This window comes from Acidovorax sp., from assembly GCF_022763525.1.
Classification (GTDB): Bacteria; Pseudomonadota; Gammaproteobacteria; order Burkholderiales; family Burkholderiaceae_C; genus Acidovorax.
Genome location: NZ_JALEGG010000087.1, coordinates 13,138 through 29,215, shown reverse-complemented (window position 1 = coordinate 29,215; position 16,078 = coordinate 13,138). Strand labels below are relative to the sequence as shown.

At 67.1% G+C, this 16,078-nt stretch carries 13 protein-coding genes; 4 read left to right on the top strand and 9 right to left on the bottom strand.

What is annotated here, in order from left to right:
• Positions 1–87 precede the first annotated feature (87 nt).
• Complete coding sequence (locus MRY84_RS06770) at positions 88–1,740, top strand: Na/Pi cotransporter family protein (protein WP_291504979.1); 1,653 nt, start codon at positions 88–90, stop codon at positions 1,738–1,740.
• A gap of 103 nt (positions 1,741–1,843) precedes the next feature.
• On the opposite strand, the gene MRY84_RS06765 is transcribed toward MRY84_RS06770, so the two are convergent.
• Together MRY84_RS06765 and MRY84_RS06760 are read right to left on the bottom strand one after the other, a co-directional pair.
• Positions 1,844–2,662 (bottom strand): NUDIX domain-containing protein, encoded by an 819-nt coding sequence (locus tag MRY84_RS06765; RefSeq protein WP_291504978.1) that lies wholly within the window; start codon positions 2,660–2,662, stop codon positions 1,844–1,846.
• Positions 2,659–3,645, bottom strand: a complete 987-nt coding sequence (locus tag MRY84_RS06760; RefSeq protein ID WP_291504977.1) for a quinone oxidoreductase — start codon at positions 3,643–3,645, stop codon at positions 2,659–2,661. The genes MRY84_RS06765 and MRY84_RS06760 overlap by 4 nt, the downstream gene beginning before the upstream one ends.
• A gap of 213 nt (positions 3,646–3,858) precedes the next feature.
• Between MRY84_RS06760 and MRY84_RS06755 the strand changes: the two genes are divergently transcribed.
• The gene (locus tag MRY84_RS06755) at positions 3,859–4,758 is read left to right on the top strand and encodes a DMT family transporter (protein ID WP_291504976.1); all 900 of its coding nucleotides are present in this window, start codon (positions 3,859–3,861) and stop codon (positions 4,756–4,758) included.
• A 52-nt stretch (positions 4,759–4,810) separates the two neighbouring features.
• Here the strand turns inward: MRY84_RS06755 and MRY84_RS06750 are convergent, their stop codons facing one another.
• The 3 genes from MRY84_RS06750 to MRY84_RS06740 form a co-directional block, all read right to left on the bottom strand.
• Complete coding sequence (locus tag MRY84_RS06750) at positions 4,811–7,528, bottom strand: EAL domain-containing protein (protein ID WP_291504975.1); 2,718 nt, start codon at positions 7,526–7,528, stop codon at positions 4,811–4,813.
• The gene (locus MRY84_RS06745) at positions 7,525–8,625 is read right to left on the bottom strand and encodes a TRAP transporter substrate-binding protein (protein WP_291504974.1); all 1,101 of its coding nucleotides are present in this window, start codon (positions 8,623–8,625) and stop codon (positions 7,525–7,527) included. The genes MRY84_RS06750 and MRY84_RS06745 overlap by 4 nt, the downstream gene beginning before the upstream one ends.
• 396 nt (positions 8,626–9,021) lie before the next feature.
• Positions 9,022–9,852 (bottom strand): SDR family oxidoreductase, encoded by an 831-nt coding sequence (locus MRY84_RS06740; protein ID WP_291504973.1) that lies wholly within the window; start codon positions 9,850–9,852, stop codon positions 9,022–9,024.
• Between the two features lie 73 nt (positions 9,853–9,925).
• On the opposite strand from MRY84_RS06740, the gene MRY84_RS06735 reads away from it, so the two are divergent.
• Together MRY84_RS06735 and MRY84_RS06730 are read left to right on the top strand one after the other, a co-directional pair.
• Complete coding sequence (locus tag MRY84_RS06735) at positions 9,926–10,537, top strand: SH3 domain-containing protein (protein WP_291504972.1); 612 nt, start codon at positions 9,926–9,928, stop codon at positions 10,535–10,537.
• 10 nt (positions 10,538–10,547) lie between these two features.
• The gene (locus tag MRY84_RS06730) at positions 10,548–11,525 is read left to right on the top strand and encodes a M48 family metalloprotease (protein WP_291504971.1); all 978 of its coding nucleotides are present in this window, start codon (positions 10,548–10,550) and stop codon (positions 11,523–11,525) included.
• A gap of 138 nt (positions 11,526–11,663) precedes the next feature.
• On the opposite strand, the gene MRY84_RS06725 is transcribed toward MRY84_RS06730, so the two are convergent.
• The 4 genes from MRY84_RS06725 to MRY84_RS06710 all read right to left on the bottom strand — a co-directional run bounded on the left by MRY84_RS06725 (position 11,664) and on the right by MRY84_RS06710 (position 15,965).
• Complete coding sequence (locus MRY84_RS06725; protein WP_291504970.1) at positions 11,664–11,798, bottom strand: hypothetical protein; 135 nt, start codon at positions 11,796–11,798, stop codon at positions 11,664–11,666.
• A 75-nt stretch (positions 11,799–11,873) separates the two neighbouring features.
• A complete protein-coding gene (locus MRY84_RS06720) occupies positions 11,874–12,887 on the bottom strand; it encodes a DMT family transporter (protein WP_291504969.1) in 1,014 nt (337 codons plus the stop codon).
• A 90-nt stretch (positions 12,888–12,977) separates the two neighbouring features.
• On the bottom strand, positions 12,978–14,600 hold the full coding sequence (locus tag MRY84_RS06715; RefSeq protein WP_291504968.1) for a gamma-glutamyltransferase family protein: 1,623 nt from the start codon (positions 14,598–14,600) through the stop codon (positions 12,978–12,980).
• A 66-nt stretch (positions 14,601–14,666) separates the two neighbouring features.
• On the bottom strand, positions 14,667–15,965 hold the full coding sequence (locus MRY84_RS06710) for a DUF3422 domain-containing protein (protein ID WP_291504967.1): 1,299 nt from the start codon (positions 15,963–15,965) through the stop codon (positions 14,667–14,669).
• Between the last annotated feature and the right edge of the window lie 113 nt (positions 15,966–16,078).

Sequence of the window (16,078 nt, the reverse complement as noted above, 5' to 3'; positions counted from 1 at the left end):
CGTTGCGGGTGCATGATGGCGCCATCCACCGCCTGAAAGCGCAGCGCCGCGGTCCGCGCGTTCCAAGAAGAAGAATCGACGGTTTTCATGAAGCATCTTTTGAATCTGCTGGCAGCTGTCTCACTGCTGATCTGGGGCACGCACCTGGTGCGCACCGGCATCCTGCGCGTATTTGGCGCCAATTTGCGCCAGCTGATTGCGCGCAGCGTCAGCAACCGCTTCACCGCCGTGCTGTCCGGCTTGGGAGTGACGGCGGTGGTGCAGTCCAGCACGGCAACGGCACTCATCGTGTCGTCCTTCGTGGGCCAGGGGCTGGTCGGGCTGCCGGCTGCGCTGGCCGTGATGCTGGGGGCGGACGTGGGCACCAGCGTCATGGCCGTGGTGTTCTCGATGGACCTTTCATGGCTCTCCCCACTGTTTATCTTCGCGGGCGTCGTGCTCTTCATTTCACGCAAGGACACGGCCGTGGGCCGCGTGGGCCGCGTGCTCATCGGGCTCGGCCTGATGCTGCTGGCACTGCGGCTCATCACCGAATCCACCACGGTGCTCACCCAGTCGCCCACCGTGCGCACCCTGCTGGGGGCGCTGACCAGCGACCTGCTGCTCGAAATTTTCACCGGCTCGGTCCTGGCGATCGTCGCCTATTCGAGCCTCGCCACCGTGCTGCTCACCGCCGCGCTGGCAGGCTCGGGCGGCATTCCGCCCGATGTGGCCCTCGGCCTCGTGCTGGGCGCCAACCTGGGCAGCGGAGTGCTCGCCGTGCTGACCACGCTGAAGGCCAACGTGCAGACCCGCCAGGTACCACTGGGCAACCTCTTTTTCAAGATCATCGGCGTCGTCATCATGACCCCGGTCGCCGGCCTCTGGCTGAAGCACGTGCGCCCTTATGTGCCCGACATTGCGACGCTGGTGGTGCTGTTCCATCTGGCGTTCAACGTCGTGGTCGGCATCATCTGCATCGGTCTGACCGGCACGGTGGCGCGCGCGGTGCAGCGCCTGCTGCCCCATGAAAAGGCGCAGGCGGCGGGCACGCGTCCGCAGCATCTGGACCCTTCGGCCCTGGCCACGCCCTCGCTGGCCATCTCCTGCGCCGCCCGCGAGGCGCTGCACCAAGCCGACGTGGTCGAGTCCATGCTGCTGGGCCTGCACAAGGTGATCCGCACCGACGACCTGCAGCTCGCGCAGGACCTGCGCAAGCTCGACGACGAGGTGGATGGCCTGTACTCGGCCATCAAGTACTACATGACCAAGATCTCGCGCGAGGCCCTGGACGAACGCGAGGGCCGCCGCTGGGCCGACATCATCAGCTTCACGATCAACATGGAGCAGATCGGCGACATCATCGAGCGCGTACTCATCGACATCGAGGACAAGAAGATCAAGAAGGGACGCCAGTTCTCCGAGGCGGGCATGGAAGAGATCAACGAACTGCACGCCCGCCTGATCGACAACCTGCGGCTGGCGATGAGCGTGTTCCTGAACGGCAGTGTGCGCGATGCGCAAAAGCTGTTGGAAGAAAAAGCGCGTTTCCGCGACCTGGAGCACGCGTACTCGGCCACCCACCTCGCGCGGCTGTCCGACAACACAGTGCAGAGCATCGAGACCAGTTCCCTGCACATCGACCTGATCAGCGAGCTCAAGCGCATCAACTCGCTGCTGTGCTCGGTCGCTTACCCCATCCTCGAATCGGCCGGCGCGCTGGCGCCCAGTCGGCTGCGTGCGCTGAACGAGCAGGCTTAAAGCTGCGCTGTGCGCCTGCGACGCCGGGACTGGGATCCGCCCGCTCCGGACGTTGGACCATAAGGCGTCTGCAGCCCCACTGCAGCGCTGCCGGCGCGATCAGCTACAGCCCCCAGTGCGCGGCCATCACCAGCGCGGCTTCCAGCGTGAAACGGCCGTCTGCCACCTGGGCGTACAGCTCTTCAGGGGTGCGCAGCGCGAACTCGTCCACCTCGCCGTCCTGGTTGGCAGGCGTCAGGCCTTGGGGGACCGTGGCGCGGAACCAGTCGATGCGTTCCACCATGTAGCCTGTGCCGCTGGCTTCGCTGCTGGGGCGGCTGAAAAGCACGTGGCCGCCATGCGAGACCTGGTGCAGGTCGGCCACGCGCAGGCCGGCCTCTTCCCAGGTTTCGCGCACCAGGGCCTGCTGCAGCGAATCGGTGGCGGCGATCATGCCGCCCATCAGCGTGTCCCACAGCCCGGGGTCGTTGGGCTTGGTGAGGGCGCGCCTTTGCACCCACATGCGCCCATCCACCGCCTGGCCGACCAGGTGCACGGCGGAAGTGGAGATGCCCAGCACACGCACGGCACCGCGCTCCACCGTGGCCACACGCTCGCCCGCCGGGTTGCACACCGCCAACTGCTCGCTCCGCCAGGGGCCGCAAAGGTCGGCATCGCGCAACGCGGCAGCCAGGGTATTGAGGGCGTCAGTGGCTGCCGCCACAGGCACATCCAGGTGCCAGGCTACTCCGGCAGAATGCTCCTGCTTTGATAGCTTATAGCGCTTGTCCTTCAAGCGCTGGAGGCCAATTTCATTCAAAACCCCCTCCGCCACCGATCCAACGGACTGCCCGGCCACCCACAGGGGCAGGCGCGGCTGGGCAGGCGGCTGCTGCGCGCGCTGGCGCGCCGCCTGCAGCCAGGCTTGCAGCGCGGCAGTCACGACAGTGTGAGGATCGTGGAGCCCGTGGTCTTGCGTGCCTCCAGGTCGCGATGCGCCTGCTGCACCTCGGCCAGCGGGTAGCGCTGGTCGATGTGGATCTTGACCTGGCCGCTGGCCACCACGGCGAACAGGTCGTCGGCCATGGCCTGGGTGGACTCGCGCGTGGCGATGTGGGTGAACAGTGTCTGGCGCGTGACGTAGAGCGAGCCCTTGGCGCCCAGGCTGCCGGGCGCGAACGGTGGCACGGGACCCGAGGCGTTGCCAAAGCTGGCCATCAAGCCAAAGGGGCGAAGGCACTCGAGCGACTTGTCCCAGGTGTCCTTGCCCACCGAGTCGTACACCACCTTCACCCCCTTGCCGCCGGTGATCTCCTTGACCCGGGCCGCGAAGTCTTCCTGCTGATAGTTGATGGCATGGGCAGCGCCGTTGGCCAGCGCGAGCTGGCATTTGGCGTCGGAGCCGGCAGTGGCGATCAGCTGCAGGCCCAGGGCCTTGGCCCACTGCGTGGCAATCAGCCCCACGCCGCCCGCCGCCGCGTGGAAAAGCACATGGTCGCCAGGTTGCAGGCCCTCCACGGGCAGCGTTTTCTTGAGCAGGTACTGCGCCGTCAGGCCCTTGAGCATCATGGCTGCGCCGGTCTCGAAACTGATCGCGTCGGGCAGCTTGCACACGCACTTGGCGGGCATCACGCGCGCCTCGCTGTACGCGCCGGGCGGGTTGCTGGCATAGGCAGCCCGGTCGCCCACCTGGAGGTGCGTGACGCCTTCGCCCACGGCTTCGATCACGCCCGCGCCCTCCATGCCGATGGTGGCTGGCATGCCCAGCGGGTACAGGCCGGTGCGGTGGTACACGTCGATGAAGTTCAGGCCGATGGCGTGGTGGCGGATGCGCACCTCGCCCGGACCGGGCTCGCCGACGGGAACATCGACGAGGTGGAGTTCTTCGGGTCCACCGTGCTGGCGGATCTGGACGGCAAGGCTCATGGGGGCTCCTGTGGCGAACGGACGAACGGAAAATGGAAAGCGGACGAATGGGGGGAACGAGGTACCGGCCGGGCCGACACACACCAAAACGGCGGCCATCCTGCCACGAATCGGCAGATGGCGCCTACCGCCGCACCCATCTGCCCGGTCTCCTTCAAGGGCGTTCCCGCAGTTTGCTGCAGCGCAACGCGCGCACCGTTACAGTGCAGCCCCATGACTCAAAAACTCACACCCGGCACGGCCGTGCTGCTGGTGGTTCCGCCCCTGCTGTGGGCCGGCAATGCCGTCACCGGGCGCCTGGTCCACGATCTGATTCCTCCCATCACGCTGAACTTCATCCGCTGGGTGCTGGCGTTCTTCATCCTGCTGCCGCTGGCGCACCAAGTGCTGCGCAAAGACAGCCCGCTGTGGCCGCACTGGCGCCGCTATGCACTGCTGGGGCTCCTGGGCATCGGCGCCTACAACGCGCTGCAGTACATGGCGCTGCAGACCTCCACGCCCATCAACGTGACGCTGGTGGGCTCCAGCATGCCGGTGTGGATGCTGGCCGTGGGCGCGCTGTTCTTTGGCGCGGCCGTGACGCGGCGGCAGCTGCTGGGCGCGCTGCTGTCGATGTGCGGCGTGCTGCTGGTGCTCAGCCGGGGCGAATGGGCGCAGCTGCTGGCCTTCCGTCTGGTGCCGGGCGATCTGTTCATGCTGCTGGCCACCATCTCATGGGCGTTCTACAGCTGGCTGCTGTCCCGCACGAGCGAGCCCTCCAACATCCGCGGCGATTGGGCCGCATTCCTGATGGCGCAGATGGTGTTCGGCCTGGCCTGGTCGGGCAGCTTTGCCGGTGCCGAGTGGGCCACCGGCCGCACCCACATCGCATGGGGCTGGCCGCTGGCGGCCGCATTGGCATTCATCGCCGTGGGGCCGGCCGTGCTGGCCTACCGGTGCTGGGGTGTGGGTGTGCAGCGTGCAGGGCCGGCGGTGGCCGGTTTTTTTGTCAACCTGACACCGCTGTTTGCCGGCATCCTGTCGGCCGCGTTCCTGGGCGAGACGCCGCAGCTGTTCCACGGCCTGGCCTTTGCGCTCATTGTGGGCGGCATTGTGGTGTCATCGCGCAAGTAGCGACCCCTTGCAAGAAGCGCGCAGGAAGGAAGCTCGCTTTTCTGGCCCTTGCTCAGGCCGCAGCGTCTGGCGCTGTCGACGCAGCCCCCGCCGGAGCGCCGGGAGGCGGCGCCACCACCGCGCCGTTGTGCAGTAGCGCTTCCAGCTCTTCCACCGGACCGGGCATGCCCATGAGGTAGCCCTGGAAGAGCTGGCAGCCATATTCCGCCAGCAGGTTTTTCTGGGTGAGGGTTTCCACACCCTCAGCGATCACGTCGAGCTCCAGGTTGCGCGCCATGCCGATGATGGTCTGCACGATCACGTCGTCCGTGTGGCGCACGGCCAGGTTGTGCACGAAGGACTGGTCAATCTTGAGCTGGTCCAGCGGCAGCCGCGTGAGGTAGGCCAGCGACGAATACCCGGTTCCGAAGTCGTCCACGGAAAACCGCACACCCTTGGTCTTGAGCAGGCCCATCTTGGCGACGGTGTCCTCCACATCGTCGAGCACCAGCGACTCGGTCAACTCCAGCTTGAGCAAGTGCGGCCGCGCGCCGGTCTCGCGCAGCACCTCGACCACGCGGGCCACAAAATCGCGTTGGCGGAACTGCCGCGCGCTCACGTTGACCGACAGCTGGAGGTGGCTGCAGCGCGGGTCGCTCTGCCAGGCCGCCAGTTGCTCGCAGGCCGTGCGCAGCACCCAGTGGCCCATGGGGACGATCAGTTCGCTCTCTTCCGCCACGCCAATGAAGGCGCCGGGCGCAATCAGCCCGCGCTCGGGGTGGACCCAGCGGATCAGGGCTTCCGCACCCACCATGCGCCCGTCCAGGTGGAACTGGGGCTGGTAGTACAGCACGAACTGGCGCGCCGCGAGGGCCGTCTGCAGATCGGTCTCCAACTGGGCCCGGGCACTGATGGCGATCTGCATCTCCGGGTCGAAGAAGCAAAGCGCATTGCGCCCCTGCGACTTGACCTGGTACATGGCGATGTCAGCCTGCTTGAGTGGATCCACGCCACCGGGCTGCAGCGGCCCGCCCATCAGCGTCGCGCCAATGCTGGGGGTGCTGTGGTAGCTGAGCGCACCCAGCGAATATGGCACGTTGAGTGCGCGCAGGATCTTCTCGCCCACGCGCCGCGCATACGCGGCCGCCTCTTCGCTGCGGGTCGACAGCTCATGCAGCATCACCACGAACTCGTCTCCCCCCAGCCGTGCCACGGTGTCCTCACGGCGCACGCAGGTCTTCAGGCGATCGGCCACCTGGCGCAGCAGCATGTCGCCCACCTCGTGGCCCTGGGTATCGTTCAGCGTCTTGAAATGGTCGAGGTCCAGGAACAGCAGCGCGCCATACTGCCCGCTGCGCACACTGGCCGCCACCACCTGTTGCATGCGGTCCATGAGCAGGCGCCGGTTGGGCAGGTTGGTCAGCGGGTCGTAGAACGCCAGGCTCTCGATCTCGGCGCTGGCGCGGCGCAGGGCCGTCACGTCGTGGTAGGTGATGACCAGCCCGCCTTCGGGCGTGGGCCGCTCGGTGATCTGGATGGTGCGGCCATTGGGCAGCACCTGCTCATGCGGCTCCTGGTGCTGCTTCTGCTTGAGCAGCCGCAGCTCGACCCAGCGCATGCGCTCCTCCTCGCTGGCGCGCGGCAGGTGATGCCGCGAGGTTTCCTCCATCACGCGGCGAAACGGCAGCATGGGGGCGATCACGCCGCGAAGCCACGGAAAGATCTCCTCGAACCGACTGTTCCACTGCACGACGCGTTGCTCCCCGTCCAGCAGCAGGAAGCCGCTCACCATCGATTCCAGTGCCTGGTCGAGCGTGGCCTTGGACTGCGCGATCGCGATGCGCGCGAGCGAGAGGCGGTCCAGATAGCGCAGCGCCAGAACGCCGGCGGCCGCGATCATTGCCACGAACAGCAATCCCGTGAGCCCGATGGCCGTGCGCTGCTCGCGCCAGCCCGCCAGTGCGTCGCGCAATGGAATGCTCGCGGAGATGCGCAGGTCCTGGTACAGCACGGGCCGGTACACGACCAGCGCGGGGTCACCACTGAGCCGGGCAGCGGCGCGCCATTCGTGCCCAGCGGAAGTCACCTCGTGCAAAGGGGGCTTCAGCAAGGGGGCGGCCGGCTCTTCGCGGTGGGGCACGCTCAGCAGCAGTTCGCCGCCGGCCCGCTCCAGCGTGACCTGCAGGCCGCTGATGTCCACGCCCTGAACCAGCACCGAGCTGAGCGCCCCCACTGGCACTTCGGCCACCGCCACTACCCGGGTACTGTCGGCCATGCGCAGGTGGCGCGCAAAGTACAGCACGCGTTCGGCCGTGGTGAAGCTCACGACCGGCGGGCTCACCATGAGCGTGGAGACGGACTGCTCCAGCACCGACGCGAGAAAGCCTGGGGGCAGCTGCACTGCCAGGGCGCCACCCGAAGCGTCCGACGACGCCAGGGTCTGGCCCTGGGCATTGAGCAATGCCACGTAGCGCACCATCAGGTTCTGCCGGGCCGAGCTGCGCAGGCGCTCGCTGGCCGGGGCCGCATCCACCCAGTCGTTCACCGCCACCGACAGGCCCAGCAACTCATCCATGCTGGCCAGCAGCACATCCACGGCCAGCAGGGAACGGTTGAGCGCCGATTCGGCGCCCGCGACGAAGCGGCTGGCCTGGGCTTCGTAATCATCCAGCGCGACCCGGCGCGCATTCATGACCAGCGCCACGGACACCAGCACCACAGCGCCCATGAACACCATGGTCGCTGCCCACACAAAAGCCCTGATGCGTCGTGGCGTCGGGGAATCCCTCATTTGGCTGCGCTCGCAGACACGCCTCGGACGGGGCCGATGGTCTGGTTCCAGACTTGGGCACACCGCACTCCGCAGCGCTGAACCCAGCGCGGCAACACCGTGGAGGCCAGGATCTCCTGACGGCTGCGCTCATCCTGGGCAGAGATTGGCACCATCACCATCTTGCCCTTGCGACCGCCCTGGCAAGTAGGCAGACCCCGGTTGCAGGCCATGCCATCGGAGGTCTCGCGCTCGGACTCGTCCCAGATGGCGGCCTCCAGCCGAGGCAATTCCCGGCGCAGCAGCGCCCGGAGATCGGGCGGCAGAGCCTCCCACGCCGCACGGTTGGCCCCGAAAATCGCCAAGCCCCAGGTGATCGGCATGGCATGTACGTGGGTGGTGATGCCGGGCAAGCCCAGTGTGTTGCCCGACATGGTGCCGGTGATCGCGCACTCGGTGTTGCCATCGGTGAGGCTGGGCACGATCTGGGCAAACCCCGTCAGCACGGCCACACCGCCCAGTGCGGCGACAAAGTCCGCCTGGGTGGACGAAGACACGCGGGTGCGGCGTCCTGCCAAGTCGGCCAGGCCACGCAGTGGCTTCTTGCAGAAGACCACCTGGGCCGGGTACACATACACGGCCAGCGGCTCCACGCCATGCTGCTCGCGCATCCGCTTTTCCAGGTAGGGGCGAAATGCGGCCAGGGTGGACTTGAGCGTGGCGATGTCGGGATTGAGGCCCGCCAGATCGGGGGCGGTGTATTCAGGGTACTGGGCCGTGAAGGAGCTCATGAGCGTGGTGCCAAACGGCACAACGCCCAGTTGCAGGAGCCGAAGCATCTCGGTGCCAGGCACGCCTGCGCGGTCGAAGGGCACGATCTCGGCATCGTACCGCCCGCCGCTCAGGCGCAACAGTTCCTTGCTCCAGAACGGTTCTTCCTGGCGCGTGTACTGGTTGATGCCGGCCAAGCCGCCGACGATGCGCAGCTTGTACGGCGCCGCCGCCGCGGCGGGCGCGGAACTGGGTGTCGCGGTTTGGCCTCCGGCCTGCGGCACGCCCGCGCACAGCAAGCCCAGGGCTGCACAGGCGATCGCGATGCGATGGCGGAGGCGGCTCATGGCAGAACCCGGGTGCAGGGCCACGCGATGTTCAGCAGCCCGAGCGTCCCCAGCAGCTTGCCACCCGGGCGCAAAGGGCTGCGCCCGGCGGCCACATCCGACACACGCCCGGCACAACCCGAAAACCCGTGGAATCCACAAGGACCAGAAGCTCCGTCTGCAGGATGAATATGCGGTCTCATGTCCGGTACTTTCAAATGGGTGCGGGGAGCCTGCGGCGGAAGGCATCGAAGCGGGAGGTGGGAAAGAGACCTCGCTACGGATCGCACTTTGCCCCGCTTCCCTTTTCTGGCGCGCAAACTCTCAGTTCACATTTTTCACCATATTCCCCCCCTCGCAGGCGAAAACTGTGTGCAATAAGCCACGGCGCACTCCTGCCTGGCACACCGCTGCCGATCAGAACGTGCCTGGGTAGGCGCCCCCATCGGCCAGGATGTTCTGTCCGGTCATGTACGCGGCATGCTGGCTGCACAGGAAGGCGCAGATCGCTCCGAACTCCTGCGCGGTGCCATAGCGGCCTGCCGGAATCTGGGCCTGCTGGGCCTGGCGGACATCGTCCACCGACTTGCCTGACTTGCCGGCGGCGGCGACCACCGTGGCCGCGAGCCGATCGGTGTCAAACTTTCCCGGCAGCAAGTTGTTGATGGTTACGCCCTGCGCGGCAATCTTGCTGCGAGCAACCCCTGCCACAAAGCCGGTCAGCCCGCTGCGCGCGCCGTTGGAAAGGCCCAGGATGTCGATGGGGGCCTTCACGGCGCTGGAGGTGATGTTGACGATGCGCCCGAAGCCCCGTGCGGCCATGCCGTCCACCGTGGCGCGGATCAGCTCGATGGGAGTGAGCATGTTGGCATCCACCGCCTTGATCCAGGCATCGCGGTCCCAGTCGCGAAAATCTCCGGTGGGCGGGCCACCCGCGTTCGTCACCACGATGTCGAAGTCGCGCCCCGGCCCACCCGGCACCGAGAACACGGCCGCGCGCCCCTCGGCCGTGGTGATGTCGGCGGCCACCGCCACGACCTGGGGTTGGACAATTTTTTGCCCCCCCGCGCTTGCAGCAAGCGCGGCATCAGCTACCAAATTGCTAGCAGCCTGTTCGAGCGCCTGCGCATTGCGGGCATTGATGACCACATTGACGCCCTCGCGCACCAGGGCTTGAGCACAGCCATAGCCCAGCCCCTTGCTGGCGCCGCACACCAGCGCCCATTTGCCTGCGATACCCAAATCCATAACAATCTCCGGTTCTGCTGCCACCTGCAGCACTCACAAAATCATCGAATCATCATAAGTGGAGAGCTGCAACATGAACTGGCTGCACCGCGGAGCCCTGGCCACCTGGCTGGCATGCGCCGCATTGGCGCCCCTGGCAGGTAGCGTGCATGCGCAGGAGGCGGCCGTGATCAAGCGGGCCACCCAGCTGCGCGACGCTCCCAGCGACGGCGGCGCGAGCGTGGCTCCGCTGGAAGCCAACACCGTGGTCACGCGCACCAACGAGCGCAAGGGCCCCTGGACCAAGGTGAGCACGCAGCAAGGCGCCAGCGGCTGGGTGCACATGTTCGATCTGGGCCCGCAGTCGGGTGCGGCCACCCCCTCCAACAACGCGGCGACCAGCGGACTGCGGGGCCTGGGTGGATTGTTTGGCGGCACCGGTGGCTCCACCACCACCGCCACCTCCACGGTGGGCATTCGCGGCCTGGGTGCTGAAGACATCGCCAATGCACAGCCCGACCCTGCGGCCGTCGGGAGGGTGGAAGGCCTGCGGGTGAATGCCGACCAGGCACGCCAGTTCGCCAGCTCCGCGTCCCTGCAATCCCGCGAGGTGCCCGCGCTGGCACAGCCTGCACTGCCCACCTCGAACCGCAGCTCCGGCAGCAATTCCGGCAACCCCGCCGACCCCAACTACAGCCCCAACTGAGGAGATGCCCATGAACCGGATTTCCACCTGGAAACGCCGCGCACAGACGGTAGCCTTGTGCACGGTGCTCGCCGCGGCCCCGCTGGCCGCCCACAGCCAGGGCATGATGAACATTCTCAACTCGCTGGGCGGCGGCCTGGGCTCTGCCATCACGGGCGGCAGGTCGGCTCCCGCGGCGCAGGGCGACGACCTGATCAGCCTGCTGACGCAGTCGATGGAGAACATCGACGAGCCCAAGGAAATCGAGATTGGCCGGCAGTTGGCCGCCTTGCTGCTGGGCGCCAAGCCCGCCCACCCGGACATGGCACTGCAGCGCTACGTGAACCGTCTGGGCCGCTGGATCAGCCTGCAATCTCCCCGGGCCGGCCTGCCCTGGACCTTTGTGGTGCTCGACGACGCGGGCTACAACGCCTTCGCGGCGCCGGGCGGCTACGTGTTTGTGACCAAGGGGCTCATCGACCGCTGTGCCGACGAGTCCGAGCTGGCGGGCATCCTGGCCCACGAGATCACGCACGTCACTGCCAAGCATCACCTGCAGGCCATCCGGCAAAGCGCCATGGCCGGCGTCGGCACGCAGCTGCTGGCCTCGCAGATCCGCACCAGCAACGTGGCGGGGCAGCTCGTCAAGGACCAGCTGCTGTCGCTGTTCCGAACGGTCTATACCAAGGGACTGAGCCAGACCGACGAGTTCGAGGCAGACCGCACCGGCGTATCGCTGGCGGCCAAGGCGGGTTTTGATCCGTATGGCCTCGTCTCGGTGCTGCAGCAGCTGCGCACCGTCACGCCCGACAATCCCATGTTCACGCTGACGATGTCGACCCACCCCGCAGCACAAGCACGCCTGGACTACCTGGAGCAGTCCATGGGCCGGCAGTTCGATGGCCTGGGCGGCTCGCGTGCCTCGATTGCCCAGCGCGTGGGCGGCAACGCGCCTGCCAGTACGCCGGCACCGGCGCCTGCGGCCCGGCCGACCAAGAAGACTGGATAAGCAACGCCGCCTCACCGGCGGACTTGGCGCTAACCAAACTCAGCGAAGTGGTTCTGGCGAGGCGCCGCGTCGCAGGCAGTACAAGAAGTCGTACGGCAAGACGCTGCAACGACGCCAGAAGAGCTTTGTTAGCCGCTCCTAAAACTCCCAGACGAAGGTCTCTTTGCCCTTGGCGAGCATCACCGAGGCACGGGGTGCCTTGCAGACCCAACGCTGAATGGTGCGGTGCAGGCCCTGCACGGGTTCGTAACGGCTGTCCACATCGAAGGCCACGGCGTGGTTCGCAGCGTAGTCGCTGCTGTGGGTCCAGTCCGCGCGCGATCCGCATCAGATGTCACGTGACGGGGGCTACGGTGCCTGACGGCGCGCCATCTGCGTGAACACGAAAATGCCCGCCAACACCAGCGCCGTGCCCGCCGCCACCCACACCGTGAACGGCTCGCCCAGGATCCACACGCCCATGAGGATGGTCGACAAGGGCCCCACCATGCCCGTCTGCGCCGTCGTGCCCGCACCCACGCGTTCAATGGCCATCATCACCATGAGCACCGGGGCCGCCGTGCACAGCGTCGCGTTCAGGATGGACAGCCAGACCACCTCAGGGGCCACCACCGCGGCGCTCAGGGGGCGGAGCAACACGAACTGCAACAGGCACAGCAGGCACGCCACGGAGGTGGCCAGGCCCACGAGCCGCAGCGAGCCGAGGCGCCGCACCATTTCGCCGCTGTAGACCAGGTAAATGGCATAGCTCACCGCGCTCAGGAACACCAGCAAGGTGCCCCAGGCCGCGTTGGCGCCCTGCAGATTGGCCTCATGCCCGAACACCAGCACGACGCCGCAGTAGCTGATGAGCATGCCCAGCGCCTGCCCCCACGTGATGCTGCGCCGGTAAAGCACCCAGCCCAGCACGACCACCAGCGTCGGGTTGAGGTACAGGATCAGGCGCTCCAGGCTTGCGCTGATGTAGGCCAGCCCGGCGAAGTCCAGGAAACTCGCCAGGTAGTAGCCTGTGAGCCCCAGGCCCAGCACGCCCAGCCAGTCCTTGCGAGTCAAAGGTGGCTGGCCCCGGCTGGCCCACCATGCCATCACGGCGAAGATGGGCAGCGCGAACAGCATGCGGTACATGATGAGCGTGACCGCATCGACGCCATAGCGGTACGCCAGCTTGACGATGATGGCCTTGCCGCTGAAGGCGATGGAGCCCAGCAGCGCCAGGACGAGCCCGGTTGCTACATTTTTTCTAGCTGCTTGCGCTTGTGGTGATTGGGCTGGAGGCACTTTTAATATAGCTTTCCACTCATCAATGACGTGCGTACGACCCGTGTCGCTGGCAAGTGGCGTAGCCCAAGCCAGTGCCACCATGGATCTGGCTTCGCCAGGCCACCGGTGGCGTCCCCCTCCCGCGCAGCGAGAGAGGGGGAAGGCGCCGAAGGCGACTCAGGGGGAGTTTCATCAGTACCCTGCCGCCAGCCCATCACGGCGCGGATCGCTGGCTGCCACGTAGCCCTGCACCTTGGGATCGCCCATGCGCCAAATGAACTGGCCCGCGCCGAAGTCCTGGTAGGGGTCCTGCAGCACATCCAGCTGGTGTCCCAGGGCCTGCAGCCCCTGCACGGTGCCGGGGGCCATGCTGGCTTCGACATTGAGGGAAAGGCCTTCGTTGAAGCGCCAGCGCGGCGCGTCGCACGCGGTCTGGGGGTTCTGCCCGTAGTCGAGCATGCGCACCAGGGTTTGCAGGTGGCCTTGCGGCTGCATGTTCGCGCCCATGACGCCATAGCTCATCACCGGCTGCCCGCCCTGCGTGAGAAAGGCCGGGATGATGGTGTGGAACGGCCGCTTGCCGGGTGCCACGAGGTTGGCGGCATTGGCACCCGCCGGGTCGGTGCTGAACGCCTGGCCGCGGTTCTGCAGGCTGATGCCGAACGTGGGCTCCACACAGCCCGAGCCGAAGCCCATGTAGTTGCTCTGGATGAAGCTCACCATCATGCCGTTCTCGTCGGCCGCCGTGAGATAAATGGTGCCGCCCTTGGCCGGGTTGCCTGCCCCAAAATCCTGCGCCTTGTTCATGTCGATGAGTTTGGCACGGGAGGCGAGGTACGCGTCATCGAGCATTTGCGCGGGGGTCACCGCCATGGACGATGGCTCGGCCACATAGCGGTACACATCGGCAAACGCGAGCTTCATCGCCTCGATCTGCAGATGCTGTGCACGGGCGCCATCCGCCGCCAGCTCGGCCAGGTCGAACTGCTCCAGGATGCCCAGGGCGATCAGGGCAGCAATGCCCTGGCCGTTGGGCGGAATCTCGTGCAGCGTGTAGCCACGGTAGTCGCGGGCGATGGGCGCCACCCACTCCGGCTGGTGCGCCGCGAAGTCCGCCAAGGTCAGCCCCCCACCCAGCGCCTGCGAAAAGGCCACCAGCGCCTGTGCAATCTCGCCCGTATAGAACGCCTGGCCGCGCGTCGCGCCAATGGCCCGCAACGCCCGCGCTGCTGCAGCAAACTGGAACAGCTCGCCCACCTGCGGCGCGCGGCCCCAGGGCATGAAACTCTGCGCAAAGCCGGGCTGCACGTGCAGCTCGGGCACCGCGGCCGCCCACTTCTGCTGCACCACCACTGGCACCAGGTAGCCGCGCTCGGCGATCTCGGCCGCGGGCTCCATCAGGTCGGCAAAAGGCAGCTTGCCAAACCGCTCCGACAAGGCGACCCAGGCGCTGACGGCGCCCGGCACGGTGACGGAATCGATGCCCCGCTTAGGCGGGCTGGCCTGCCCCTCGCCGTAGCGGCTATGAAAGTAAGACGGCGTCCAGGCAGCGGGGGCGCGGCCGGAGGCATTGAGCCCATGCAGGGCTTTCCCGTCCCACAAAATGCAAAAAGCATCGCTGCCCAGCCCGTTGCTCACGGGCTCGCAGATCGTCATGGCCGCTGCCGCCGCCACCGCAGCATCCACGGCGTTGCCGCCCTGCTGCAGCATGCGCAGGCCCGCCTGGGCAGCCAGCGGATGGGAGGTGGAAACCACGTTGCGGGCGAACACCGGCAAGCGCGTGCTGGCATAAGAAGGGGTATAGCTGAAGTCCATCGGGGCATTATGGGCCGCACCCCGCGGCAGCGCTGCCCTCTGCGCGAACACCCCTCGCGGCAGCGTTCAGCCGTGCTTGCGGAAGACCTTGTGGTGCAGCCTGCGCAGCGACCACCATACCCCCAGCGCCACCACGGGGATCGCGATGGCCGCCGTGGTCTCGGGCGACAGCGGCCAGCCCAGTTTTTGCGCTCCCTTGGCCAGGTAGCTGACCAGCCCCACGATGTAGTAGGTGATGGCCGCCACCGACAGCCCCTCCACCGTGGACTGCATCTGCAGCTGCAAATCCTGCCGGTGGTTCATGGTGGTCAGCAGCGCCTGGCTGCTCTGCTGCTGCTCGATCTCCACGCGCGTGCGCAGCAAGTTGCTCATGCGCGATACGCGTTGCGACAGCGCATCCTGGCGCCGCGCTGCCCACTCGCAGGTGCTGCGTGCGGGCGTGAGGCGCCGGTCCATGAATTCGCGGATGGTCTGCATCCCTGCCAGGCGCGTTTCGGCGATGTCCTCGATGCGGCGGTCCAGCAGCTCGAAATACGCACTGCTAGCAGAAAAGCGCGAGTGCGTGGCCGCGTACTGGCTCTCCACCTGCCCCGCCAGGCGGGTCAGGCGGTCGAGCAGCACGGGCTCGGCGTCGCGGTTGGCGGTGCGGATGGCATTGGCCAGCTCGGCCAGTTCCCGCTCGGCAAAGGCCAGCACGCTCGCGGCCTCGCGCGCAGCCGGCAGGCCCAGCAACGCCGCCATGCGGTAGGTCTCGATCTCCAGCAGGCGCTGCACCAGTCGGCCCAGTCGGCGCTGCGTCATGCCGCCCGCGAGCAGCACCATGCGCGAAAACCCATCGGCGTGGATCGCAAAGTCCGTGTAGACCTCGCCATGCCCGTCTGCCACCGTGGAGGCCACCAGCGTGTCCTCGTGCAGCACATGCTTGACCAGCGAACCCGAACCGAAGGTGTGCGTGGGCAGCACCCACAGGTTGAGGCTGCACAGGCACTGGCCGGGCAAGGCCGACAGCCACTCGCGCGGCACGGTGTCGGCAGCGCTGGCGGGCTCCCGCTCGCCAAAGGCGTCCGCCACCAGAGGCACCATGAAAGTCCACGAGACAAACTCGGTGTGCAGTTCCCACCGCATGCGGAAAGCCCCCAGGTCCATGCGCAGGTGGGTGGTGTTCGCATCGGGCAGTGCCAGGTGATGGTCGCGCAATAGGGCCGCCACGTGGGCCCTGCTTGCTTCGCGCCCCGCGGCGTCGGCCAGCATCACGATGTGTGCGATGGCCAGCGGGGCCGTCATGGCCTCAGGCGGACGGGCGTGGATTTCGTTGTGCAGCATCGCCCGGTGGGGATGCTGCGGCAGGTGGATTGGAGTGGACATGCGGGCCTCTTGCCCGCCATTGTGTACTGGCGCTGAGGGCGTGCTGCGGCTGCAGATCGCCAAAAAACAACGGCGCCCGAAGGCGCCGTTGTTCTGGAGTCGGATGGAAAAGG

Coding starts and splice junctions, on each gene's coding strand:
- MRY84_RS06750 (WP_291504975.1), bottom strand. CDS start 7,528: ATGAGGGATTCCCCGACGCCACGACGCATCAGGGCTTTTGTGTGGGCA.
- MRY84_RS06770 (WP_291504979.1), top strand. CDS start 88: ATGAAGCATCTTTTGAATCTGCTGGCAGCTGTCTCACTGCTGATCTGG.
- MRY84_RS06730 (WP_291504971.1), top strand. CDS start 10,548: ATGAACCGGATTTCCACCTGGAAACGCCGCGCACAGACGGTAGCCTTG.
- MRY84_RS06755 (WP_291504976.1), top strand. CDS start 3,859: ATGACTCAAAAACTCACACCCGGCACGGCCGTGCTGCTGGTGGTTCCG.
- MRY84_RS06745 (WP_291504974.1), bottom strand. CDS start 8,625: ATGAGCCGCCTCCGCCATCGCATCGCGATCGCCTGTGCAGCCCTGGGC.
- MRY84_RS06715 (WP_291504968.1), bottom strand. CDS start 14,600: ATGGACTTCAGCTATACCCCTTCTTATGCCAGCACGCGCTTGCCGGTG.
- MRY84_RS06740 (WP_291504973.1), bottom strand. CDS start 9,852: ATGGATTTGGGTATCGCAGGCAAATGGGCGCTGGTGTGCGGCGCCAGC.
- MRY84_RS06720 (WP_291504969.1), bottom strand. CDS start 12,887: ATGGTGGCACTGGCTTGGGCTACGCCACTTGCCAGCGACACGGGTCGT.
- MRY84_RS06735 (WP_291504972.1), top strand. CDS start 9,926: ATGAACTGGCTGCACCGCGGAGCCCTGGCCACCTGGCTGGCATGCGCC.
- MRY84_RS06710 (WP_291504967.1), bottom strand. CDS start 15,965: ATGTCCACTCCAATCCACCTGCCGCAGCATCCCCACCGGGCGATGCTG.
- MRY84_RS06760 (WP_291504977.1), bottom strand. CDS start 3,645: ATGAGCCTTGCCGTCCAGATCCGCCAGCACGGTGGACCCGAAGAACTC.